General features: G+C 37.6%; 16 protein-coding genes. 13 read left to right on the top strand and 3 right to left on the bottom strand.

Annotation, left to right across the window (positions count from 1 at the left end):
* Positions 1 to 50: 50 nt before the first annotated feature.
* Complete coding sequence (locus C1724_RS07460; RefSeq protein WP_180994165.1) at positions 51 to 2843, bottom strand: bifunctional diguanylate cyclase/phosphodiesterase; 2793 nt, start codon at positions 2841 to 2843, stop codon at positions 51 to 53.
* A gap of 285 nt (positions 2844 to 3128) precedes the next feature.
* Between C1724_RS07460 and C1724_RS07455 the strand changes: the two genes are divergently transcribed.
* The 4 genes from C1724_RS07455 to C1724_RS07440 all read left to right on the top strand — a co-directional run bounded on the left by C1724_RS07455 (position 3129) and on the right by C1724_RS07440 (position 8652).
* Positions 3129 to 4124 (top strand): zinc-dependent alcohol dehydrogenase family protein, encoded by a 996-nt coding sequence (locus tag C1724_RS07455; protein ID WP_102346067.1) that lies wholly within the window; start codon positions 3129 to 3131, stop codon positions 4122 to 4124.
* 107 nt (positions 4125 to 4231) lie between these two features.
* On the top strand, positions 4232 to 5017 hold the full coding sequence (locus C1724_RS07450) for a carbon-nitrogen family hydrolase (protein ID WP_102346066.1): 786 nt from the start codon (positions 4232 to 4234) through the stop codon (positions 5015 to 5017).
* A 687-nt stretch (positions 5018 to 5704) separates the two neighbouring features.
* Positions 5705 to 7162 carry an aldehyde dehydrogenase family protein gene (locus C1724_RS07445; protein ID WP_258000367.1) on the top strand — a complete coding sequence of 486 codons (1458 nt, stop codon included), beginning with the start codon at positions 5705 to 5707 and terminating at the stop codon, positions 7160 to 7162.
* 146 nt (positions 7163 to 7308) lie between these two features.
* Entirely contained in the window at positions 7309 to 8652 is a 1344-nt protein-coding gene (locus tag C1724_RS07440; RefSeq protein ID WP_102346064.1) for an aspartate aminotransferase family protein, read from the top strand.
* 207 nt (positions 8653 to 8859) lie between these two features.
* Here the strand turns inward: C1724_RS07440 and C1724_RS07435 are convergent, their stop codons facing one another.
* Entirely contained in the window at positions 8860 to 9651 is a 792-nt protein-coding gene (locus tag C1724_RS07435; RefSeq protein ID WP_102346063.1) for a helix-turn-helix domain-containing protein, read from the bottom strand.
* A gap of 612 nt (positions 9652 to 10263) precedes the next feature.
* Between C1724_RS07435 and C1724_RS07430 the strand changes: the two genes are divergently transcribed.
* The 7 genes from C1724_RS07430 (at position 10264) to C1724_RS07400 (ending at position 19049) form a co-directional block, all read left to right on the top strand.
* Positions 10264 to 11694: an amidase gene (locus C1724_RS07430; RefSeq protein WP_102346062.1), complete on the top strand. Its 1431-nt coding sequence runs from the start codon at positions 10264 to 10266 to the stop codon at positions 11692 to 11694.
* Positions 11695 to 11717: 23 nt separating this feature from the next.
* The gene (locus C1724_RS07425) at positions 11718 to 12905 is read left to right on the top strand and encodes a substrate-binding protein (protein WP_180994164.1); all 1188 of its coding nucleotides are present in this window, start codon (positions 11718 to 11720) and stop codon (positions 12903 to 12905) included.
* 19 nt (positions 12906 to 12924) lie between these two features.
* Complete coding sequence (locus C1724_RS07420) at positions 12925 to 14037, top strand: class II histone deacetylase (RefSeq protein WP_102346060.1); 1113 nt, start codon at positions 12925 to 12927, stop codon at positions 14035 to 14037.
* Positions 14038 to 14880 carry a branched-chain amino acid ABC transporter permease gene (locus C1724_RS07415; protein ID WP_102346059.1) on the top strand — a complete coding sequence of 281 codons (843 nt, stop codon included), beginning with the start codon at positions 14038 to 14040 and terminating at the stop codon, positions 14878 to 14880.
* Between the two features lie 19 nt (positions 14881 to 14899).
* Positions 14900 to 16636 (top strand): branched-chain amino acid ABC transporter ATP-binding protein/permease, encoded by a 1737-nt coding sequence (locus tag C1724_RS07410; RefSeq protein ID WP_180994163.1) that lies wholly within the window; start codon positions 14900 to 14902, stop codon positions 16634 to 16636.
* Positions 16633 to 17331, top strand: a complete 699-nt coding sequence (locus tag C1724_RS07405) for a branched-chain amino acid ABC transporter ATP-binding protein (RefSeq protein WP_102346057.1) — start codon at positions 16633 to 16635, stop codon at positions 17329 to 17331. Before C1724_RS07410 ends, C1724_RS07405 begins: the two co-directional genes overlap by 4 nt.
* Before the next feature lie 326 nt (positions 17332 to 17657).
* A complete protein-coding gene (locus C1724_RS07400; RefSeq protein WP_102346056.1) occupies positions 17658 to 19049 on the top strand; it encodes an APC family permease in 1392 nt (463 codons plus the stop codon).
* Positions 19050 to 19370: 321 nt separating this feature from the next.
* Here C1724_RS07400 and C1724_RS07395 read toward each other — a convergent pair whose 3' ends face one another.
* Positions 19371 to 20222, bottom strand: a complete 852-nt coding sequence (locus tag C1724_RS07395) for a MurR/RpiR family transcriptional regulator (RefSeq protein ID WP_102346055.1) — start codon at positions 20220 to 20222, stop codon at positions 19371 to 19373.
* A 1228-nt stretch (positions 20223 to 21450) separates the two neighbouring features.
* Here C1724_RS07395 and C1724_RS07390 point away from each other — a divergent pair.
* Entirely contained in the window at positions 21451 to 22545 is a 1095-nt protein-coding gene (locus C1724_RS07390) for a TAXI family TRAP transporter solute-binding subunit (RefSeq protein WP_180994162.1), read from the top strand.
* Positions 22546 to 22588: 43 nt separating this feature from the next.
* Positions 22589 to 24529: a TRAP transporter permease gene (locus tag C1724_RS07385; protein WP_102346053.1), complete on the top strand. Its 1941-nt coding sequence runs from the start codon at positions 22589 to 22591 to the stop codon at positions 24527 to 24529.
* Positions 24530 to 24720: the final 191 nt, after the last annotated feature.

The following is a 24720-nucleotide window of genomic DNA, read 5'->3' as shown; positions in this document are numbered from 1 at the left end:
TGTACTGGGGGTCAGGAACCTTTTTTCATGAGAAGAAACAAATAGGCCGTCTATCCATCTATTTGCATCACTTTTTGTTCTAATTGTTCTGGTGGTAGTGGAGGGCTGTAGAAGTATCCTTGTCCAATTACGCTGAAACTTTTTAAGGCATTTACTTGTTGTATCGTTTCAATGCCTTCTATGACGATCCTTACGTGATTATTTGTTGCTCCAATAATAGCTTTTAAAATAACCATCTTGCGTTCATTAGTTATACTATCATCAATAAGCGATTTATCTATTTTCAATGAGTCAAAATCAAGGTTAGCAATTAAGTGTAGTGAGGAATAACCTGTTCCAAAGTCATCAACTGCAACTTTAATACCAAACCTTCTCAAATCTTGTAATAATACCGACGATTCATCTACGTTAAACATGACGCTTTCTGTAATTTCTATTTCAAGGAAGTGAGGTTCTATTTTCGCTTCCCTTACTATTTGTTTTACTTTCCATATGAAATATGGATCTTTAAATTGCCTCGCAGATACATTTACGGAAATGGGCACCCTGAGTAATTCGTGTTTCTCCCACTCTTTGATTTGGCGACAGGCCTCTTTAATGACCCATTCTCCAAGTGGAACAATAAGTCCTGTTTCTTCTGCAATCGGAATAAACTCACTTGGCGACACAAAACCATATGAAGGATTCCATCGAAGGAGAGTTTCTAATCCTACAAGTTTTCTAGTCTGAATATCAACTTGCGGCTGATAGAAGAGTTTCAGTTCTTTTTGCTCAATAGCCTTTCTCAAGGAGCTTTCTAATTTTAATTTACGAGTAACTCTCTCATTTAATGCCTCAGTGAAAAATTGATAATTATTCTTTCCTTTTGCTTTGGCTAAATACAACGCCAAATCAGCTTGCTTAATAACGGTCTCTACATCCGTCGGGAAATTGGAGTGCATGCTAATACCTATGCTAAGGGTCACAACAATTTCATGTCCAAATAGGTTGAGGGTACGATTCGTTTCTTTAAGAATTCTTTTAGCCAACTGACTGACCTCGTCCTTTGTTACATCTTCCACAGTGATGATAAACTCATCACCACCAACCCTCGCAATACTGTCATTTTCACGGAGACAATTTTTTAATCTCTCAGAGACTTGACGTAGGAATTGATCACCCACATGGTGGCCCAAAGTATCGTTAACATTCTTGAAATTATCAAAGTCTATTGCAAGAATCGCAACCGTTTCCTTTAGTTCTTTTGATTTGTTTAATACTTTCGCAAGGTTTTTGTAAAACCACGTGCGATTGGGAAGACCTGTAAGTTGATCGGTATAGGCAAGTTCTTTTATTTTTTGAATAGCTTCCTTTTCTTTAGACAAATCTTTAGCGATACCATAAACCCCAACAACCTTTCCATCAATAATGATGGGTATATTCTTTATGGAGGCGGGGATTATGATGCCATTTTTATTAACTATATTGATTTCGTAATTTTGAGGGATACCCTCTAATGCACTTTTAAATTTTGAAATTGTCATATCTAAATAATGTGGGTCTACCACTTTATGAAAGGACATGCATAAAAGCTCTTCTTTAGAATACCCCAACAAGTCCCAGACAGAGGAATTTAGTTCTGTATAAAAGCCTTTCTGATCCATTGAAAAAACTAGATCAGGATTATACTCGAACAGTGATTGGTATTGTTGTTTTTTTTCCTCTAGTTCTCTTCTTATCCGTTTTTGCTCCGTAATATCTCTTAAGACTAATTGGAAGGCATGCTTATTTTCATATAGTATTCCAATTCCTGCAACTTCAACATCGATAATAGAACCGTCAAGGGCGATAATCTGTTGCTCATTAGATTTTATCTGTCCACCATCGCTTAAGGTCTGCATTTGTTCCTTTACGGTTCTACTAAAATTGGCAGGGACAAAATCCATTATTGGTTTTCCGATTAGATTATTTTTATCTGATGCATTTAATATCCTTAAACAAACTTGATTAACAAACATAATTACTTTTCCGTCATGGACAATAATGGGCTCAGGGGAAAGTTCAACTAAGCGACGGTATCGTACTTCACTTTCCTTTATTTGTTTTAATAAAACTTTTTCAGTTTGTAAGGAACGGTAGTCAATTAATCCAAAGTATAATGCAACTATCATGATAAAAAGGGTACTGAATGAGATAATACCAACTAAAATAAATGCATCAATTCCAGTAGTTATGTCATCATAGTGGTGAAGACCGACATAATGAGTCGCCCTCATTCCTGTATAGTGCATGGCAGATACGGCTATCCCTAAGACCACTGCACTAAGAATGGTTCGAAGAATTGAACTGTGAAAGTCATCTTTATTTTTAACAAACATTTTAATAGAAAGTGATGAGAGCCCAAGCGAAATTACGATGGAAAGGGTAACATAAATCGAATTAAGTTGAATTTCTACCGGTTCGTTTACCGCAAATATTGCGATATAGTGCAAGATAACAATACCTATACCCAGAGTTAGGCCACTTATTAATATTTTGGTTTTTGTTAGGGGCGGAACATAAAGTATATAAAAAGCAGTAAATGAGAACAAAATGGCAGATGCGAAAGACAGAAGTAGTAGGAATATATCATATGTCACTGGATAATCCGTATAATATGAAATCATGGCAATAAAATGCATGGAATAGATTCCTGTAGCCATCACAAATGCCCCTGAAAGAAGCCAAATCATTTTCTTTGATCGATTGGCGTCAAAGATTCTTCCTACCAAAACTAAAGTAGTATAAGAAGAAATAATAGCAATGAAAACAGAAAAGATAATCAAAGTAGGACTAAATGATGAATGAAACACCCAATAACTCACTCCCTCCGAACAACATAGATTCAAGCTGATACGATCCAATCCTTATACATGGTTTAGTATTTCACATTGGGGTGGTACTTAATCTTTATTCTGGTGCCTGACCCCCAGTAGAGTAATGCGTTAGTGTGTTGAGGTACAGTTGCACAATTAGTAAATCACATACCGATGGGCCAATGGACCTGTCCCCCCGGCTCCCCTGGGCTCTTTTAGTATCAATTTGGTAGAAATAAATGTAAAATTAAAGGTAAGTATACTTATTATTCAAAATTTTGAGGAGTGATGGGTTTGAAGGCACAAGTGATCCGTTCTTTTGGGGCTGCATCTGTTTTTCAATTAGAAGATATCCCTCTTCCAGAAGTGAAAACAATGCATGTTTTGATTCAAGTCAAAGCTACAAGTTTGAATCCCATTGATACAAAAATACGCAGTGGCGTTTTTGCCAAATTTGCTCCTGAATTTCCGGCTGTTTTACATGGAGATGTAGCGGGTATTATTACCGAAGTGGGAGAAGGGGTTACTGAATTTAAACCAGGTGATGAGGTATATGGTTTTGCAGGTGGTGTTAGAGGTTCGGGAGGTGCTTTAGCAGAATACATGCTGGCAGATGCTAGATTGCTAGCTCATAAACCGAAAAATTTGTCATTCGCAGAAGCAGCTGCCTTACCCGTTGTTACGATCACGGCTTGGGATGCTCTCGTTAAACGCGCCAACATTCAAGCTGGAGATGAGATTCTGATTCATGGTGCCACAGGCGGGGTGGGACATGCTGCTGTCCAGTTGGCAAAATGGATCGGTGCAAAGGTGTATACAACCGTCTCCACACCAGAAAAAGCTCTAATTGCGAAAGAACTTGGAGCCGATGTAGTCATTAATTATAAAGAAACGTCTGTACGAGACTATGTAGAGACGTATACGAGAGGAAAAGGGTTTAAATATATTTTCGATACCGTGGATCGTGAAAATTTAGAGCGGTCAATTGAGGCGGCTTCTTTATACGGAACCATTGTGGCTATTGCTGTAAGTCAAAACTATAACTTAAGTCCATTTCTTTTAAAAGCACTGAATTTTCATGTCGTTTTCATAGAGTTACCCATTCTACATGAAGAATTCCGTTACATAAATGGAGAGATATTGAAGAAGGTTACACCCGTTATTGAGGAAGGAAAGCTTCGACCACTTATTGATTCTAGACGCTTTACCTTTGACGAAATAGCTGAGGCACATGAATATTATGAAACCAAAAAGGCAGTTGGAAAGATTGTTTTAGTAAACAATTGGTGAAAATCTCAGAGGTACCGTGGTGGTACAATTAGTTAATCGTATACCGATGGGCCAGTGGACCTGTCCCTCTGGTTTTCCCTCTGGTTTTTGTAAAGGGGATCTGAAAAATGAGAGAAATAAAGATTTCGATTTTACAATTTGATATTTTGTTTGGCAATCCAGAAGGGAACTACAATAAAGTAGAAAAACTAATTAACGAAGCTGTAAAATCAAAGCCTGATATTATTTTGCTGCCTGAACTATGGACGACTGCCTATGATCTTGAGAGATTAGAAGAGATTGCTGATGATAAAGGAGCAAAAACGATTTCATTTATATCTTCATTATCGAAAAAGCATCACGTCAATATCATTGCGGGTTCCGTCGCAAATATTGTTCAAAACGGTGTGAAAAACACGATGTTTATTGTTAATTCGAATGGGGAACTTGTTCATGACTATAGTAAAGTCCATTTGTTTCGATTAATGAATGAAGAGAAATATTTAATACCCGGAAATAAAAAAGGAGCATTTGAGCTATTAGGAATTCCTTGTGCAGGTTTTATTTGCTATGATATACGATTCCCGGAATGGATTCGGACACATGCTATAGAGGGTTCAAAACTTATCTTTGTTAGTGCCGAGTGGCCGCTAGCAAGAATTGAACATTGGAAAAACCTTCTAGTTAGTCGTGCTATTGAAAATCAATGTTATGTTGTTGCTTGTAATCGAGTAGGAGAAGATCCTAACAATGTGTTTGGAGGTCACTCAATCGTTATCGATCCTTGGGGTAAAGTAATTGCTGAGGGTGGATTGGATGAAACAATCCTTACCACGACAATTGATATTTCACTCGTTGACGAAGTTCGAACAAGAATACCGATATTTGAAGATAGAAGGACAGATTTGTATTAGTGATATTAAAATAGTAATTTATTTGTTAGCGCATAGTTTCAAACTATAAAAAAAAGACGACTCAAGAAATTTATAAATACAATTTCTTGAGTCGTCTTTTTTTCTGTAACCTTGAAAAAATGTCATGGTTACAGTGTTCTCCACATATGGTTCGAATTTTTTATTCAAAGCTATTTACCGTAATCTGAAACGGTTACATTTGTTTCTTTTTTTACAATAAATCTATATTTAGAAATGTTATATTTTATTCATGGAATTCTAAATTTTCAGATAAGGGTGGCTGATAGAATCGATTGAGTAGAAAACTGGGATAAACCGTATTCTTTGTCCTTTATCAAGACAATAGAAATGCGCTGTCCCTACGGTGTTAACGTAAGGGAAGCATAAGTGAAACAAATGGAACACGGGCTATCGGAATCTCTTTAGATGTGATGTAGGAATGCATCAACTATGTGATGGGTGTTTTTTGAATATGGGTAACTTATTTAATAAATGAAAAATGGCTAGAAGTGAAGGGAAGAAGCAACAAGTCTGGCGAAGTGTATCTAATCAAGTCATTCGGTTTGCCTACCGTAATTAAGCAGGCAGAAAAAGCTGCTGAACTTCAGAAACATTAGCTGTTTATTTTATGGTTAAAAATAATGAAAGGATGTGCCACGCATGTCAATAAATATTGAATCTACTAAAATATCTCTAGAATCTTTGAATACCAGTTATATCAATGGTAAGTGGGTAGAGGGGAAGAGTCAAAATACGTATAATATTGTCAATCCTTATGATGGCTCAGTATTATCAAAGGTACGTCTAGCTACAGTTGAACAATTAAGAGAAGCCTTTGAAATCGCGAAAGAAGCACAAAAAAGTTGGGCCCAATCAACAGCTGAGGAGAGAAGGATAGTAATTGAAAAGGCCATTCAATATTTAAATGAGAACCGAGAAGAAATTGTTTCCATTGTGAGTCAGGAAACAGGGGGATCAGTTTTAAAAGCAAATGTTGAGCTCCATCTTGCTTTGGAGGTAATGGAGGAAGCTCTTAAATTCACAGATGAAATATATCAGATTAAGGAAATTCCCTCTACGACTGATGGAAAAGTAAATCATGTATATAAACTGCCGCTTGGTGTAATTGCCTCCATTTCACCGTTTAATTTTCCAGTGAACCTTTCAATGAGAACGATTGCTCCCGCAATTGCACTGGGGAATAGTGTTGTGCATAAGCCGGATATTCAAGTAGGGATGTCTGGAGGTACAATTCTAGCTAAAGCGTTTGAGGCAGCTGGGCTGCCTAAGGGAGTATTTAATGTAGTTTTGACAGATATCGATGAAATCGGTGACGAAATGTTAGAAAATCGTCATTCCAGCTTAATCAGTTTCACTGGTTCTACAGCTGTCGGAAGACATATTGGTGAAATTGCTGGCCGCAATTTAAAAAAGGTCGCACTTGAATTAGGAGGAAACAGTCCATTTGTCGTTCTATCTGATGCAGATGTCGATCAGGCTGTTAATGCTGCTATTTTTGGAAAGTTCATTCACCAAGGACAAATTTGTATGATTATCAATCGTATGATTGTTCATCAAGATGTTTATGACCAATTTGTTGAAAAATTTGTGGAAAGAGCAAAGCAGGTTCCTTATGGTAACCCAAGAGATCCAAAGACGATCATTGGACCAATAATAAATGAACGCCAGATGCAAAAAGCGCTTAGCTTGATTGAGGAAGCAAAAAAAGAAGGGATTAAAGTAGCACTAGAAGGTAAACGTGAGGGAAATGTTTTGACTCCTTATGTATTTGTCGATGTAGATAATTCTAGTAAACTAGCACAAACAGAGGTCTTTGCACCTATTGCGACGATTATTAAAGCAAGTACAGATAAGGAAGCGATAGAGTTAGCAAACGACACCGAATATGGATTAAGTTCTGCTATCTTTACAAGCAACTTAGAAAAAGGGGAAGATCTTGCATTACAACTTGATAGTGGTATGACCCATATCAACGATCAAACAGTAAATGACAGTCCAAACATTCCATTCGGAGGTAATAAAGCAAGCGGTTTGGGGCGATTTGGAAACCCATGGATTGTAGAAGAGTTTACTGTAACGAAATGGGTGTCGATCCAGGAAAGGAATAGACAATATCCCTTTTAAATTAAGCATTTACCTTTGATAAGAACATGTTTTTTGTGGAATTGTTTTTCTCTAGTAAAGGAATTAAGTAAAAAATTAAAGTATCAGTTTCATTATGCGTGGAGTCCGCCATCCATTATTATTTATGAAAAGGAGAAAAGTATTTTATGAAAATAACGTTAGAAAGTAGTATGGAAGGTTTTTTGAAAAAATTTGAAAAGTCCAAGGAATTAACAGAAAAATGCAAAGATAGTATTCCTGGTGGTTTTAGTAGGAAAACTTTCAATTACGGTCCTCATGGAATTTTTGTTGAACGTGGGGAAGGGCAGTATATTTACACGGTTGATGGACATAAGTTGCTGGATATGAATAATAATTTTACAGTAAATATCCTTGGACACAACCATCCGAATATTTCAAATGCTATTATGGAGACACTTCCAAAAGGGTTTTCCTTTGGTAATCCTACTGAATATGAAAGCAAATTGGCGGAGATTCTTATCGAGCGAATTGAATCAGTGGAAAAAGTGAAATTTTCATGTTCAGCAAGTGAATCTTGTCTTAGCGCCATTAGAATGGCGAGGGGGTATACAGGAAAGACCAAAGTAGCCAAATTTGAAGGTGGTTATCACGGGTTTATAGATGATCTTGCTGTATCTGCGCACCCTAGCCCTGATATGTCTTCCGGTCCTGATCATAAGCCAAACCCTCTCCCTGACTCTGGCGGAATTCCTGCGTTTGTTACAGAAAACACTGTATTATTAAAGCAAAACGACCTTGCTGTCTGTGAACAGATTCTGAGGGAAAATGCTCATGACACCGCATGCGTTATTATGGAATTGCAGTCCGGTGCAGGTGGAGTAGTGGTGCTGGAACAGGATTTTGTTGAAGGCATTCGTGCACTTACAGAAGAACTTGGTATTGTCCTGATTTTCGATGAAACAATCACATTGCGTGCTGGCTATCATGGATTGCAGGGCATATATGGAGTAAAGCCGGATTTAACTGTAATGGGAAAGATGATTGGTGGTGGCATTCCTATTGGTGCAGTAGGGGGTTCATCTAAGATCTTTGAAGTACTTGAAGGTGACAAAGTGGCGATTTCAGGAACTCACCACGGTCATCCACTAGCAGCAGCTGCAGGGATAGCTTGTATGCAAACAATGGATGAGGCTGCTTTAGGTAAATTGAATAATCAGTCTGATCGAATAAAAAAAGAAATCAATGAATGGTCTACTAGTAAAAATTATCCATTTTCCGTTTATGGTAAGGGATTCTCTTTTCTTGCTTATACATTTACAGACAAAGTTGGTAGGGAAATTAAAACGCATAGAGACTACTGGCATTATGCAGACAATGATAAAACCTCTATCTACTCGTTAGAAATAGCTACACGTGGCTTTTTTCCGGTATACAGAGGGCAGTTCTCTCTTTCATTACCAATGACGGATGAAGACATTACTGCCTTCATTGAAACCACTAAAGATATTGTTACGGGGATAATGGAATAGAGCTGGGGAGATCTTGTTTACGTAATGTCTTATTAAAAAAATGGTTGACTCTTTACTTGTTTTTCCTAAGAGATTTAGGTTTAAAAAGACCTTGATATAATATATAGCCCTCATTTATGAAAAAAATGTGGGCTTGTACTCTCTCTATGAAATTAATTATTCAACTTTTATATATCTACAATGTCCTGCTATGTCGAGGGGTGAGTTCTATCTATTTATCGACCTTTTAACCTGTAAGGGGGTTAAATAATTAAATTTCCTAAATTCACGGGTTAAATGTGCTTGGTCATAGAAACCAAACTCTTCGACAATATCTAGCAGGTCCCCATTTTTGTCTAAAATTCTGTTCAGAGAATTCTGAAAACGGATAATACGGTTGAATAATTTTGGGGTCATACCGGTATATTGTTCAAATTTTTTACGGAAATATTGAACTGTATATCCTGTTTTCTCAGCCAAGTGGTTTATCTCGATATTTCCTCTAGTAAGATACGATTGTTGTATGGAATATTGTATGAATTCTGGAACATCTCGGACAGCGAAATAATCAGACTGAATAAAGCGGTTAAACAAATTGATACAATTATGAAAACTATTGTCCGTTAACATCTGTTCCATTAGATGTTCTTGTTTCAAAAATGACGAGAATGGAATGTGGTCATCTATTACTGGCTCATCCGGCAATTTGATGCCATATTCCGGCAAAAGTCTAATTCCGAAGTGCTTAACCCCAGAGCGAAAACGTATTTCCTTGTTTTCCAATACACTTCCACCGATTAATGCAGTTGGCTTGCTTGGATTCAGCTCGAAGACAATTTCAACGCAAGCATCAGGTAGGACGGATATATATTCATAAGCTGGGTCGTTGATCTTAAATTCATAAAACAGTATAACCGGCAACTTTGAACGAAAATGATTCAAGGGCGGTTTACAATAATGGAAGGTTACTTGTTCCAATCCAGGTTGCATAGGTATATAATTGCTGGACTTTTGAATCATTCATTATCCCTCTTTCTTCGATTAATTAGCTTGATAATAGTGTTAATATTTTGAATTTAATAACATTTTATCATAATTGGATTTCATATAATAGTCACTTCCCCTCAATTTTTGAGTCGTATTTCGGTAGAACATGTACATTAATAGTTTTAAATGTCATGAGTGGTACTTAATGTTTTATATTATTTCTAATAAATAGTTTCTTTTTTTACAAGAAAATTGGATATAAGGGTGCTATATTTAAATTGTGAATATTCTAAATTTTTAGGTGACAGGGGATAAACTAGATGGGGGTAAAAGCTAATCAAACAGTAAGATAGTAAGTATTTTAATGATGAGAAAAGACATTAAAAGAAAAAACATTGATATGTAAAAACGGATAGGTGAAAAGTCTTAACTGTTTATTGAAGTACGAACAAATTGGCACTCACCCTGAATGGATATCGATGATCTTTCTATCTTGAACGGGATGTTCACTAGTGATTATCTAAAGGAGGAAAAGAAAAGTGAATTTAGAAACGTTTGTTCAACAATTATTGAATTCCAACAAGGAGCTGTTGATGGATACAGAACCTGCTTTCTCATACAGATTATCGGCTGGAGGTGCAGAGAATGAATAATGAACTATACTTTAAGCGCATTACTGATATTTCCAAAATGGTAAGATCAAAAGCGATTTCACCGACTGAACTAACACAACTTATGCTAGACCGGATTGATACATTGAATCCAAAACTGAATGCTTATATAAGTGTGATGAAGGATGAGGCACTTGCTCAAGCCCGTGAATTGGAAGAAGAGGCTGCGAGAGGGCACTTCCGGAGTCCGTTGCATGGTGTACCTATTTCTATTAAAGATGTGTTTGATACAAAGGGGCATCCTACTACCGGGGGTTCAAGAGTGTTTAAAGATTGGAAATCCGATAAAGATGCAACTATTATTCGCAAATTGAAGGAAGCGGGGGCCGTCATTATTGGAAAAAACAACCTACATGAATTTTGTTGGGGTGGCACTAATGAAAATCTACATTATGGTCCTGCTCGAAATCCATGGAATCCGGATAAAATTCCGGGTGGTTCAAGTGGGGGCTCGGCAGTAGCAGTTGCTGCCGGTATGGCTTTCGGTGCAATAGGAACAGATACGCTAGGTTCGGTTCGGCTACCGTCTGCACTGTGCGGCAGTACTGCTATCAAACCGACATACGGAAGGGTTAGTCGATACGGAAACATGCCAATGAGTTGGACATTTGATCATATCGGACCTATGGGAAGATATGTAAAGGACTTAGCGTTAATGCTACAGCTAATCTCAGGACATGACCGTCAAGATCCAACCTCCTCCAAGGAAATTGTCGATGTTGCATTTGAGGACTCTCTAGAAAACTTAAATGGTGTAGTGATCGGAATTTGTCGCGAATACTTCTTTGATGAAAGTGCTGATCCAGAGGTAATTAAGCTTGTTGAGGATGCCATCAGTGTTATGGAGAACCTTGGAGCGACAGTGAAGGAAATTAAAATTGAAGGTATTGATAGAGCAATCCAATCCATTTTTTCAATAGCGGTTTCAGAAGGATATGCTTTTCATAAAAACATTATTGACTCACATCCAGAGTTATATGGCAATGGGGTACGGGAGCATATTTTGGATGGAAAAGGAGTAAGTGCACAAGAATATATTGATGCCCAACGGTACCGGAATCTATTTACTCAAAGACTTTTAGAAACAATGGAGGGTGTTGATATTCTTTTAACTCCGACAAACATCCATCCTGCATTCTCAATTTGGTCTGTTCCTCCAGAAAACATGGCAGAAGCAATTTGGAGCCTATTCCGGACCCCAATTGGAAACTTTACTGGTTTCCCTGCGTTATCAGTTCCGTGTGGTTTTGTGACGGAAGGTTTGCCGGTAGGATTGCAGTTGATTGGAAAGCCGTTTACTGAAAAAAGGATTTTACAAATTGGTGATTGTTTTGAGCGGGTTAAACCTTATGCCGATCAACTGGCAGAAAATAAAGCTTATGAGAATTATTCAATACCTAGATGATGACAATTACTGGAGGTCAAACGATGAAAAAAGTATTTTCGCTATTCGTACTTATACTATCAATAATCGTGTTTAGCGCTTGTGCACAATCTAACGAAAAAGTAGATCAGAGCGCGGGTGAAACAAACAGCGATGAATCCGGGAACACGATCAAAGTTAGTCTACTTACCGCTTTAAGCGGACCAGCATCTCCTTATGGCGGAACCTCGGTGAATGTCGCGGAAATGGCAATAAAGGAGATCAATGATGCGGGAGGACTGTTAGGAAAAAAGCTCGAGTTAATGGTAGGAGACACTGGAACTGATCCTAAAGTTGCGAATGAACAAGCCAAGATTGCTATTGACAAAAATAAAGCGGATGTAGTTTTTATCCAAGCAAGTGGTGCAGAAAGGGATTCGATTAGCCCTATAGCTGAAGAGGCTGGGAAGATGTACTTTTTTACACCAATTACTGAATATGTGGAAGCACCGAATCTTTATATAAACGGTGAAACTCCTTCCCAAATTATAGAACCGGTAGTGCCATATGTAATCGAAGAGTATGATACAAAAAAGTGGTATATCGTAGGAAATGACTATAAATTTCCGAGGGATGTTAGTAATGTGTTAAAGGAAACGTTATCGGCTGAAAATGCTGAAGTAGTGGGTGAGGAATACGTTCCTATGGGTACTTCAAATTTTTCGACCATCCTAACAAAAATACAAGCTGCTAAACCTGATATGATCTCTATGGAGCTTATTGGTTCTGATGCAATTGCATTTATTAAGCAACTTCGCAGTATGGGTTTAGATAAGCAAGTAAAAATAATAAGCTTTGTAGTTGATGAGGATTCCGTGAAAGCGATGGGCGAAGGAGCAGTGGGTATGATTGAGCCTGCGTCTTATTTCTACAATTTAGAAACTGAAGAAAATAAGAAATTTCTTGAGAGATATAATGAAATGTTCGGAGAAAACGCACCAAGACCAAATTTCATATCAAACGGTCCTTATGATGCAATTCATATGTGGGCCTTGGCGGTGAAGGAAGCGAATTCTTTAGAGACAGAGGCGGTTAAAGAACAAATATCTAAGGTTTCATTTGTAGGTCCTAGAGGAGAGATTACATTTGATGAGAAATCAAAATATGCTAATCTATCAATCTATCTTGGGGAAGTACAGTCTGACCTAGAGTTCAAAGTGGTAAAAGACTTTGGCGTTATCAAACCGCAATAGAATTTGGAGGTGCAAGAATATGGCTAAGACAGGATTTATATGTGATGAAAGTTACTTTTGGCATAATGTTGGTACCGGAGCACTTATGCTCAGAGCGGAAGGATATTTAGAGCCAGATATTTACGCTGAAAATCCAAGTACTAAAAGACGTATAAAAAATCTATTAGAGCGTAGCGGGTTTATCAATGAATTAGAAGTTTTGAAACCAAGGTATGCTACTAGAAATGAGATTGAATATTTTCATACGCCGGAATATATCGATAGAGTCAAAGAACTTAGTGATACTACTGGCGGTGACGCAGGTGTTCATGCCATTGTAGGGAAAGGTACCTATGAAATTGCTAAGTTGTCCGTAGGAGGTGCTTTAACCGGTATTGACGCAGTTATGGAAGGTAAAGTAAAAAATGCTTACGCTCTTATTCGACCGTGTGGGCACCACGCTGAAAAAGATCAAGGTCTAGGGTTTTGTATATTCAATAACGCTGTCATCGCGGCGCATTACGCCAGGGAAAAGTATGGTTTAAAACGTATTATGATTATAGATTGGGATGTACATCATGGAAATGGTATTGAACATGCATTTTATGATGATCCTAATATATTATTTTTTTCACTGCACCAACATGGGACTATTCCTCCTGGAGGGGGAAATGCAGAAGATATAGGAGAAGGTCCAGGAAAAGGGTACAACGTTAATATTCCATTACCAGCTGGAACAGGAAATGCAGGGTACCTCTATGCGCTAGAGAATATCGTCGTTCCGATTGCTGATGAGTTTATGCCTGAACTAGTGATAGTATCGGCTGGGCAAGACCCAAGTATTTATGATCCGCTTGGTCGGATGCAAGTAACAGCAGAAGGATTTTATAAAATGGCTTCAATTGTGAAGGGAATAGCTGACCGTCACTGTAACGGACGTCTTGTGGCTTGTCATGAAGGAGGATATAGTTCAACATATGTACCGTTTTGTACATTGAAGGTTATTGAATGTCTAAGTGGTCTAGAGAGTGGAGTGGAAGATCCGTTTCAAAGTATTTTCAACGAACTCCCTGAAAACAAAGTATCATTTGACCAATCCGAAGCCGTCGATAAGGTTAGAAAGATTCAATCCGAATTTTGGAGAGTGGTTTAATTGGTAACCGCAACGATTGTAGGTTTAGATGTTATTAGTTCGATAGCGATATTATTCCTTGTCGCTATCGGACTCGCAATTATATTTGGATTAATGGGTGTAGTGAATTTGGCGCATGGAGAGCTTTTGATGTTAGGAGCTTATTCGGCCTACCTAACTACTAGCCTTGGATTGAGTCCATGGTTAGCGCTGCTTATTGCACCTATTGTTGTAGCATTATTTGGACTGGTTTTGGAGAGGCTATTGATTCGTCGTCTTTATGGCAAGATCATGGAGTCTATTCTTGCAACGTGGGGAGTAGGAATTGTAATACGGCAATGCATTGAGATGATCTTTGGAAAAAACTACAAACCAGTACCAATGCCTATAGATCAATCTGTGTCGATGTTCGATGTAAGTTATCCGCTTTACCGTATACTTATCGTCTTCATTGCAATAGCCGTTGTAATCATGCTTGTTTTAATAGAACGTAAAACAAACGTAGGGGTAACGGTTCGAGCTGTAATTAAAGATCCGGTATTATCTTCCTCGCTAGGTATTAATGTAAATAGGGCTTATACTACTACCTTTGTGGTAGGTAGTGCATTGGCGGGGTTTGCAGGAGCTCTACTTGCTCCTTTTGTTAGTGTATACCCTGGGATGGGGGTTTGCTACGTAATGAATGCCTTTTTTTTAGTGTTGGTTGGTGGGATGGGGTCTATACTAGGGGTTGCAGGAAGCGCTACTATCTTAGGAGGATCCCAAACATTGATTTCTTTCTGGTACGATTCAATCTGGGGAAGCATTTCGATCGTGGTTCTGGCAATGGTAATTATGAGATTCCGAAAAACCAATTTATCTTAGGAACGATAGGGTGATGTTTTTGTTAAACAATTATTTCTTGAAAAATACTACTATTAAGCACCTTACTATCATTTGTCTTCTGTTATTGTTATTGCCTTTCGTATCAACTGATTACTTTTTATCATTGATTGGGAAGGTCTTGATATTTGCTATTTTTGCTATAAGTCTTGATTTGGCATGGGGATATGGTGGTATCCTATCTTTGGGGCACAGTGTGTTTTTTGGTTTGGGTTCGTACGCCTTTGCTATCACTGCATTGCAGTGGGATTCAAGTGTTTCTATTGCTTTGGGAGTCGTTTTGGGCATTGCTCTTCCGGCACTGCTGGCTCTTGTCGTTAGTATGTTTCTTTTTTTTACTAAGTCGAGTCTATTTTATATCGGGGTCATTACCCTGTCATTATCTCTACTGGCGGAACAAGTGGCACTCCGTTTCCCTCAATTGACGGGGGGGCAAAATGGATTAAATGGCTTGCCTGGATATCCCTTATCTGGAATTCCGCTTTACTTTGTTATTTTTTTCTTTTTTGTATCCGTTCTTTACCTTTCGTACAAATTTTTGAACAGTAATATGGGAAAAGTGGTTGTTGCTGTTAGGGATAATGAAGAGCGAACTCGCTTTATGGGTTACAAAACAGCGTGGGTTCGGACGTTAATGTTTGTTCTCTCAGGGACCATTGCAGGTTTAGCCGGCGTTCTATATGCTCCTTACTCAGGATTCGTTTCACCTAGTCTATTGAATTTTGTTTTAGCTACGCAGGTTATCGTGTGGGTTGCAATCGGTGGACGCGGCAAGCTAGTGGGTGCAGTTATTGGAGCATTATTAATTAATATTTTAGAACCGTATTTTATTGAAAGTTTTCCTTATGTGTGGCAAGTGCTACTTGGACTGCTCTTCGTGTTTGTCGTAGTGTTTATGCCAAATGGATTGTATTCACTGCTTAACAAAAAAACATCGGATAAGGAAAACCAATATCAAGTTGTGGTGAAGCCCCCTTCTCAAAGTAAACAACACGGAAATGGTATTCTAAATATTCAAAATCTTAAGGTTTCATTTGGATCTCTTAATATACTAAAAGGTATAGATTTGAAGTTAAACAGTGGAGAATTGTTATGTATTATCGGACCAAATGGAGCAGGAAAATCAACATTGATAAACAGTCTTACAGGACGGAATATTCCAACAGGAGCTGTGGAGTTAGAGGGACAAAGAATCGAGAATAAGAAACCAGAGGACATCGTTCGCTTGGGAATAGCTCGGACATTTCAATCCACAAATATAATTGGTTCATTAACGGTAGCTGAAAACTTACAATTAGCAGCAGGAAAAGGTAAGTTCCCTTCTTTCTTTAAAAGAACAAATACGTTAACTTTAACGCCTTCCGCTGAACAGTTGCTGCGCCAAAGCGGGTTATCGGAAAAGTTATCAGTTGAGGCAGATAACCTAGTCCATGGAGACCAGCAATTGCTGGAACTATGTATGTCAATCGCGCTTGAACCGAAAGTATTATTTTTAGATGAACCTACTGCAGGTTTAACTTTACATGAGCGGAGAAACATAGGGAAAATGCTGACACAACTTGCGCGTAAGGATAATATTTCCCTACTAGTCATCGAACATGATGTGGATTTTGTAAAGGAAATCTCTGATAGGGTAACCGTTTTACATGATGGGACAATTATGGCAGATGGGACTGTACAAGACGTTACTGGGAATGAGCTTGTTAAGAGAGTGTATTTAGGGGGAAGGGCAACATGAGTCTAATGGAAATAAACAGGATGTCTTCGGGATATGGGCGAACGGTCATTGACAGAGAAATACAATTAAAGGTTGAATACGGTAAGATCTTATGTGTATTGGGAAGAAATGGTGTAGGGAAATCCACTCTATTAAAGACTATCATGGGAATTGTTGAAACATTTGAGGGAGAAATCTCATTTGACGGAGCTAGGATTACAGGACTAAAACCGTTCCAGATTGCAAATATGGGGATTGCTTATGCACCCCAGGAATCAGCATTATTTGATAATTTAAGCGTGGAGCAAAATCTGAAGGTGGGCCTTCCACGTCAAAGTACAAGTTTTAGCACCATTTGCGAGGAAGCTTTTCGAATTTTCCCAATCCTTAAGGAAAGATTGAAACAAGAGGCGGGTACGTTAAGTGGTGGAGAAAAGAAGATGTTGCTTATGGCAAGGGCCATGATTCGATCACCAAAACTAATTATATTGGATGAGATTACAGAGGGTGTCCAGCCTTCTGTCATTGATAATATTTCAAATGCATTACGAAAAATGAATGAACAAGGGGTATCGGTTTTACTTGTAGAGCAAAACGTTGATTTTGCCCTAAGTGTAGCCCATTCTTACGCAGTAATGAACCAAGGGCAAATCGTAATTAACGATTTGGTAGATCAAAACTCTAGATTAAGAATCGAACAATATATGGCAGTCTAATAAAAAAGTAAACTAAGAGGTTGTTGGCATTATTTTAATCCACAGAATCGTTATTGTTAATATAAAAGGATGGTCTAACGACTAAGTTTGGTATTTATAACATGAATAAGACTATTAAAATATATTTAGAACCTTATAAATTGAGTCCTAGAAGGACAGTAGGAACGGGTTAATGAAACCGGTTCCTATAATCTAGCTTATTTTAATAGAAGAGATAAGAAAATTAGCTAACACCAGGCCATAATTTGATGGATATAGTATAACAGTTTCTTAAAGATATTATCTGGTCCATGCTTGGTTAACAACATAAGGATTGGGGGAGAATCATGTCTTATTCTAGTTTAGAGTCCTCAAAAACACAGGGGATCGAACAATTTGGATATAAACAGGAATTTAAGAAAGTATTAAAAACTCGGGATTTAGTTATTTTTGGAATGGTATTTATGGCACCGGTTTCAGCTCAAACACTATTTGGTGCTCTTGCTCAAGTATCTCAAGGTCATGCCGTTTTAGCCTACTTAATTGGTTTAATTGCTATGCTATTTACAGCTTACTGTTACGGTAAAATGGCTCAAGCATACCCAATTGCTGGCTCAACGTATAGTTACACATCACAAGCTGTTCATTCAAATGTGGGTTTTATTGCGGGCTGGTCTATTATGTTAGATTATCTAATTTTCCCAATGTTAATCTATAAAGTAAGTGCTTTATTTTTATCGGAACTCTTACCATTTATTCCGCTTTGGGTGCTGTTACTAGTATTTTTAGTCCCAGTTACAATATGTAATTATTTTGGTGCTAAAACAACATCACGGGTAAATATTATTATGACAATCTTTATGATTTTAAGCATTGTGGCATTTGTAATAGTTGCTATAAAAGCAGTAGCAAATGGTGTTGGCTATGGAGAGGTCTTTACATTTAAGGGTATTTATAATCCTGAAACATTTTCTTGGGACAGTTTAATGGCGGCAGCATCGATTGCTGTTCTATCGTATATCGGATTTGACGCTGTAACCACGATGGCAGAAGATTCAAATGTTACAGGGAAAATGGTAGGTAGAGCTGCTGTGTTGGCTTGTGTGGTTAGTACTGTTTTTTATATCGCTCAAGCTTATTTTGCAACAGTAGCACAACCGGATTTTAATTCTTTTGAAACGGCAGATACTGCATTTTTTGAAATTGCATTTTCAGTTGGTGGGGGAACTCTTGCTACGTTTTGTACACTGATTATCGCCATTTCGGGAATTTCAACTGCGCTTGCTGGCCAGGCTGCAGCATCAAGAGTGTTATTCAGTATGGGGCGTGACAAGGTTTTACCAAACTTCTTTTCGCGACTTCATCCTAAGCATAAGACTCCAGTGAATAGTATTATTTTTATGGCTGTGGTTGGTTATATTGGGGCAGTTTTCATTCCATTAAGTGTGTTCTTCTCGATCGTTGTATTTGGTGCATTAATAGGTTTTATATGTGTAAACTTATCTGTTTTTGTAGAATATTTTATACGACGAAAAGAGCGATCTGGCCTATTTTTAATTACAAACGTTTTGTTTCCTATTCTAGGGTTTCTAGTTTGTTGTTATATTTTAGTAGGTATGGATGTAATAGGAAAGACAGTTGGATTTTGTTGGTTAGCTGCAGGAATCATCTTCCTTGCTATTACGACAAAAGGGTTTAAGAACTCTCCATCAGTTTTTAAAGAAAATACATTTGAATAACCTAAGGAAGGACCAGAGGGCCAGGGGTGAGGGCCAGGGGGACAGGTACCGTGGCGCAAGTTAGTATGTATATGCTAATGAGTCAGTGCCGGTGGACCTGTCCCTCTGGTTTCTGTCCCTCTGGTTTCCGCTGGTTCTCTGAATTAAATAGCAATTGAGTTGAAGCGTATCTCTTAGATAAGGGACACGCTTATTTTTGTTTAGAGCCAGAGGGATAGGATCAGTGGCATGATTCGTGAATATATACGATAGGCCAGTGGACCTGTCCCTCTGGCTCTTCCCCTGGGCCAGTGGATGAGCTGACCCCCTGGCTCTGTTTTTTTAGAGGATAGGATCTCTTTTTTCATTTAGTACTTCTTTTACTTCCTTTAAGCGTTGAAGAGATTTTCCGTCCATGTTTGCTGCTATTCCAAGGAATAAAATATCGACAAGGTGCATCATGCTCATTCTGGATGTTAAAGGCTCGCCTTGAAATACTATTTCCTTCTCTGCAACACAAAGTGATATATCCGCAATTTTAGTAATTGGCGAATTGACCCTTGTCGTTAAAGCAATTGTTTTTGCATGATGTTGACGTGCAATGGTTAAGGATTCAATCACCTCTTTATTTGAACCTCTATGAGAAATCGCCAAGGCAACGTCATCAGGGCTTGAAATAGCTCCAGCAACTGCATGCATATAAGAATCATTATAAACATTGCATAATATGCCAAGTTTCATAAGATTATAGGATAAATCAATTCCTGTTGAGTAATTGATGCCTTGTGCAAAAATATGAACAATTCGAGCCTTTTTAATTATATTGATTACTTTTTCCACGGAGGTATAATTCAAAAATTCCCGCGACTCGGTTACGGCGTGTATATTTGCATTAGAAGAAACGTTAACAATGGTTTCGATACTTGCGTGTAACCCTATTTCTTGATCCATTTGTGTGTGACTATCCCCAAGTTCATAAGCAAGGCTGATTTGAAGATCTCTGAAACCTTTGTATCCAACTCGCTTGGCAAACCGAACGACGGCAGCATCACTAGTTTTTGATTTTATCGCAAGTCCATTTAGGTTATCTTTAACTACAAATTCTGGATCATCTATAACAACATTAGCTATTCTTTTGAGGGTAGCTGGTAATGTAGGTAATAGTTTTTTTACTCGGTCTATAACGTTAGACATAAAATCCTCTCCTTCTTTTTTAGCATTTTTAAACTAGGGGTGCGAAATCGAGCTGTATGTCTATTCCTCTAGTAATTAAGATTTACAAACATATATTGTTTAAGTTCTAGTTTTAGAAAGTCAAATTTCTTATGTGGTCCTGTCACTCATTTAAAAAAATGAAAAAAACTTTTAGATTCCCATAGATTATTATACGGATTATTAAATTAAGCAAAAATCAAACAGCAAGTATTGAAAAAAACTTTTATTTATTATATAATTAAGAAAATTCAAAAATTAACAATATTTTACTGCGAAAAGTTAAGTTATAGAGTTATGTGAGCAATGAAAAGATTGCTAAATCATTATGTTATATTTTACTTATATATTTTTCATTCGATGTAAAATAATCCAATCATAATAATATATTATAAATCTCCGCTTTATTAATGCAAATACTACTATACTACAAGTTTATTTATCACCCATTTTCCAATAATAATATAATCCACCCGTTCTTTATTTAAATATACTTTTTCAAAGGTTTAGTACTAGTTGTTTTATTTATAAGTAATTTGCTAATTCAACGTAAAAGGATTAAGTGTTGTAATGTCAGCTTTTAAATCAGTGGATTAGTAGGCTGTAGAAAAAATCAACAGTTTGCAGTTATATCTTTTAAGTGTAAAACGTTGATATAGTCTTTTGCCTATTAAATCATAGATCATATGAACTCGTTATGTGTTCATGTAAATATCCTCAGTTAAGGAGGTGATTTATTACATAGATTAATAGAATTTCGCAACACAAATTATTTATACAAAATTTGAATAAGGAGGTTACAGATGTGCGGCGCGTATATGCCATTATACAAGCTGTTGGAAGAAAAAGGGATGACATTTTAGCTATTAAATAGATTTATTTCTGCACATGCATTAGGTTTTCCTTTCTATAGTATGGTTAAAATGACAAATCTCGTTAAAAATGGTATTCCTGAGCGCTTTTCGGATTGAAGTTTGTGTTTATTGAAACAGGTTTAATATGGATCCCATTTGTAATGAGCCGCTTGCCTAGAAATTCCTTCTCCCAGTACGTGAGATTTTCAGACTGTATGAACCAAAAAATGGTGCTCATTCAGAACATTCAAGCAAATTAGCAAAATCCAACGCCAACCATAACCTCGCGGGGGCAAACCTTGCGCCTTTTGAGCTGCGCTGGGAGATTAAATGAGATGAGAAGGATGTGTTTTAAAATGAACCGAAATATGTTTATCATTTCTATTTTGTTCATGTCGCTAATCATGTTAGTGGCTTGTAGCGGTCAGCAGGAAACGAACACCGATAATAATAAGGGTGAATCTGAAAATAGTGGAAGCGGCGGCGGAAATGGTGTGAATGTGTCAATAGCTTCTCATCCACAAGGGTCCGTTTATAACAGTGTAGCAACAGGCGTAGCAAGTATTCTTAGTAAAAATGGTCAAAATAAGGCAGCCGTAACTCCTTATGAAGGCCCAAATGCATGGATACCTTTACTGAATCAAGGGGATGTGGAATTAGGTGTAGCTTCAGTACCTGATGTAGCCTGGGCTTTCAGAGGAGAATCGACGTATGATCAAAATAAAAATGTCCGTATGCTTGTTAGAGGTAATCCGATGTTCACGGCTGGATATACAGTACGCGAAGACTCAGAAATTCAAAGTACATCGGATTTAAAGGGACGTAAAGCAACCTCCGATTATGCGGGAAATCAAATTGTAGTTAATATTCTTGAAGCACAGTTGAGGGGTGTGGGGTTAGGATGGGATGATATTGTCAAAGTTCCAGTTCCTTCTTCTGTAGCTGGCATGGAAGCGTTACAAACAGGAAATGCGGATGCAGTCTTTGCCGGTTCAATTACATCTCCAACAATTATGGAAGTAAATAATGCAATAGGGGTAAGGGTGCTAAATTTTGCGGATGTAACTGTCGAACAGGTTAAAAATAATGATATACCAGAGAAAGTAATGAAACCGCTTACTGAATTGGTTCCAGGTACTACACTGGCTGTTAGAACAGAAGGCATATTAGATGGTGAAGAGACAGTTGTTACCCAATATCCAACTATGCTTGCAAGCTATTCTGACATATCAGATGATGTGGCCTATGATATTGTAAAAACACTATTTGAAAATTATGAAGAATTGCATCCAATACACGCTGCACTAAAGCTTTGGGTTCCAGAGCAAATGTTTGATCCTAATCCTGCTGTTCCTTATCATCCAGGAGCGATCAAATATTTTAAAGAAATAGGTGTTTGGACGGATGAGGTTCAAGCGTTACAAGACGAACTACTTAAATTAGCCGAATAGGCTGTAAGGGTATTCCTAACTTAATAGGTAGAGGGGGGAAAAGATGGAGCAAACCAATCTTTCGCGATACAGAAATTTGAAGGGTCCTATGGCTGTTGTTTTGAAGGTAGCTCTGGCAGCAATACCGGTGGTTGGAGTTCTTTATTTATTGGGTTTCCAATATAAATTCGGTATCTCTATTTATGAAGAACAATACATTGGCTTGTTCATAGGTTTGATCCTTTTCTGTATTTTTTTAAGTGTACCAATTTCAAAGCGTTCTACGAAGTCAAAAGTTCCTTGGTATGACTTCGTTTTAGCGATGCTTGGACTAATAGTAGGATTAAATGTTGCTATTAATTACCCGGAGCTTTCATTAACTTTTACACATTTAACTCCAACGCGAATTGCCCTAAGTGTGATTGCGGTATTGCTATTTATGGAAGCGCTTCGAAGATTGGTAGGCAATATACTAGTAGTGATCGTGACCATTTTTATTTTTTACGCGTGGAGTGCACCGTTTTTTCCAGGACCACTTAGTGGTAAACAAATTAAACCTGAAAATCTATTTAATTATCTTTACCTAGATGCAAGTAGTACCTTAAATATGTTTGGGCTTGCTGCTACTATCGCGCTTACATTTGTCCTTTTTGGCCAAGTCTTGCTTGCATTTAATGGTGGCGATAAAATAAATAATATTGCCTTAAGCTTATTTGGACGGTTTCGTGGAGGACCAGCGAAAGCATCGATTGTTGGATCAAGTGCAGTGGGAAGTGTAACAGGCGGTCCAGTTACAAACGTTATGATAACAGGTACCATTACAATTCCGATGATGAAAAAAAATGGATATACTTCAGAACAAGCTGGAGCGATTGAGGCAGTTGCTTCAACAGGTGGTCAAATTATGCCTCCTGTTATGGGAATTGCAGCCTTTGTTATTGCCGATTATATGGGGGTTCCATATAGTGAAGTGGCTTTAGCTGCATTAATTCCTGCCTTACTTTTTTATATTTGCCTTTTCGCACAAGTTGATTTTATTGCTGCGCGGGATGGATTTAAACGCCTGTCTAAGGATAATCTTCCTGCTATAAAAGATTCATTAATCAAAGGTTGGCTTATTGTACCTCCATTTTCTTTTTTAATTTATAGCTTATTTTTCTTAGGATATCCACCAACACTTGCGGGTATTTATGCTACGGGTATAGGTCTTCTGTTTTTAACTGTATTTCAAAGACATTTATGGAAACAATTCTTCAAGTTAATTACTGATGCATTTGTTGGTACCGGCAGATTATTACTTGAAATAAGTATTGTGTTAGCTGCAGCAGGGATTATTATCGGAGTAACCGGCGTTACTGGTTTAGGGTTTAATTTGGCTTTAAGTCTTAGCTACGTCGGAGAATATGGACTATTACCACTGTTAATAACAAGTGCGATTGTTGCCGTGATATTAGGTATGGGAATGCCCTCAGTGGCAGCTTATACACTAGTTGCTGTATTGGTAGCACCGGCACTAGTTGAATTAGGGGTTCAACCTATGGCTGCTCATTTATTTGTTTTTTACTTTGCAATTTTGTCAAATTTTACACCTCCGATTGCATTAGCATGTTTTGCTGCTTCAAGCATTGCAAATGCGAGTCCTAACAAAATTGGACTTCAAGCTATGCGGCTGGGGTTGGTAGGGTATATTGTTCCGTTTATATTTGTATTTTCTCCTTCCTTACTGCTGAAGGGAGATATAGTTTATTCAACTATGATTTTGTCTGTTGCAACAGCAGTTGTTGGCTGTATTATTCTTGCATCTGCAGTTGAAGGCTTTTTTTTACAGCAAGTCGACTCTGGAAAAAGGATTGTCTTAGGTATCTGCGGTTTTCTTCTACTTTTACCTATAAATTTTTCCAATTCAACTTGGATTTTCAATGCTGTGGCCGTTGTAACAATTTTGTATATTTTATTTAGTCAAATAAGAAAGAGTAAGTCTGAAAAGACAGTAACGATGACTTAGTTATTTGGCTAAATGATTTGATGAGTAAAGCATTTTTGGCAAGAAGGCAAGAACATTTTTATGCCTTCTTGCAAAATTGAATAAGGAAAAAAGCGCTTAAACCAATTGCTAATGCCAAACAACCTGTGGCCGTTGCAGGTAGGTGTACACCGCTTAGAGTTGGGTTATTTGTGTCGTAACTTCAAATGTAA

The organism is Bacillus sp. Marseille-P3661 (assembly GCF_900240995.1).
Classification (GTDB): Bacteria; Bacillota; Bacilli; order Bacillales; family Bacillaceae_J; genus OESV01.
This window is presented reverse-complemented; position numbering and strand designations above follow the sequence as displayed.

What these genes read in the sequence shown, in the direction of transcription:
- C1724_RS07450 (WP_102346066.1), top strand. Translation starts at nt 4,232, where the DNA reads ATGAGAGAAATAAAGATTTCGATTTTACAATTTGATATTTTGTTTGGC.
- C1724_RS07440 (WP_102346064.1), top strand. Translation starts at nt 7,309, where the DNA reads ATGAAAATAACGTTAGAAAGTAGTATGGAAGGTTTTTTGAAAAAATTT.
- C1724_RS07435 (WP_102346063.1), bottom strand. Translation starts at nt 9,651, where the DNA reads ATGATTCAAAAGTCCAGCAATTATATACCTATGCAACCTGGATTGGAA.
- C1724_RS07430 (WP_102346062.1), top strand. Translation starts at nt 10,264, where the DNA reads ATGAATAATGAACTATACTTTAAGCGCATTACTGATATTTCCAAAATG.
- C1724_RS07425 (WP_180994164.1), top strand. Translation starts at nt 11,718, where the DNA reads ATGAAAAAAGTATTTTCGCTATTCGTACTTATACTATCAATAATCGTG.
- C1724_RS07420 (WP_102346060.1), top strand. Translation starts at nt 12,925, where the DNA reads ATGGCTAAGACAGGATTTATATGTGATGAAAGTTACTTTTGGCATAAT.
- C1724_RS07405 (WP_102346057.1), top strand. Translation starts at nt 16,633, where the DNA reads ATGAGTCTAATGGAAATAAACAGGATGTCTTCGGGATATGGGCGAACG.
- C1724_RS07400 (WP_102346056.1), top strand. Translation starts at nt 17,658, where the DNA reads ATGTCTTATTCTAGTTTAGAGTCCTCAAAAACACAGGGGATCGAACAA.
- C1724_RS07395 (WP_102346055.1), bottom strand. Translation starts at nt 20,222, where the DNA reads ATGTCTAACGTTATAGACCGAGTAAAAAAACTATTACCTACATTACCA.
- C1724_RS07390 (WP_180994162.1), top strand. Translation starts at nt 21,451, where the DNA reads ATGAACCGAAATATGTTTATCATTTCTATTTTGTTCATGTCGCTAATC.
- C1724_RS07385 (WP_102346053.1), top strand. Translation starts at nt 22,589, where the DNA reads ATGGAGCAAACCAATCTTTCGCGATACAGAAATTTGAAGGGTCCTATG.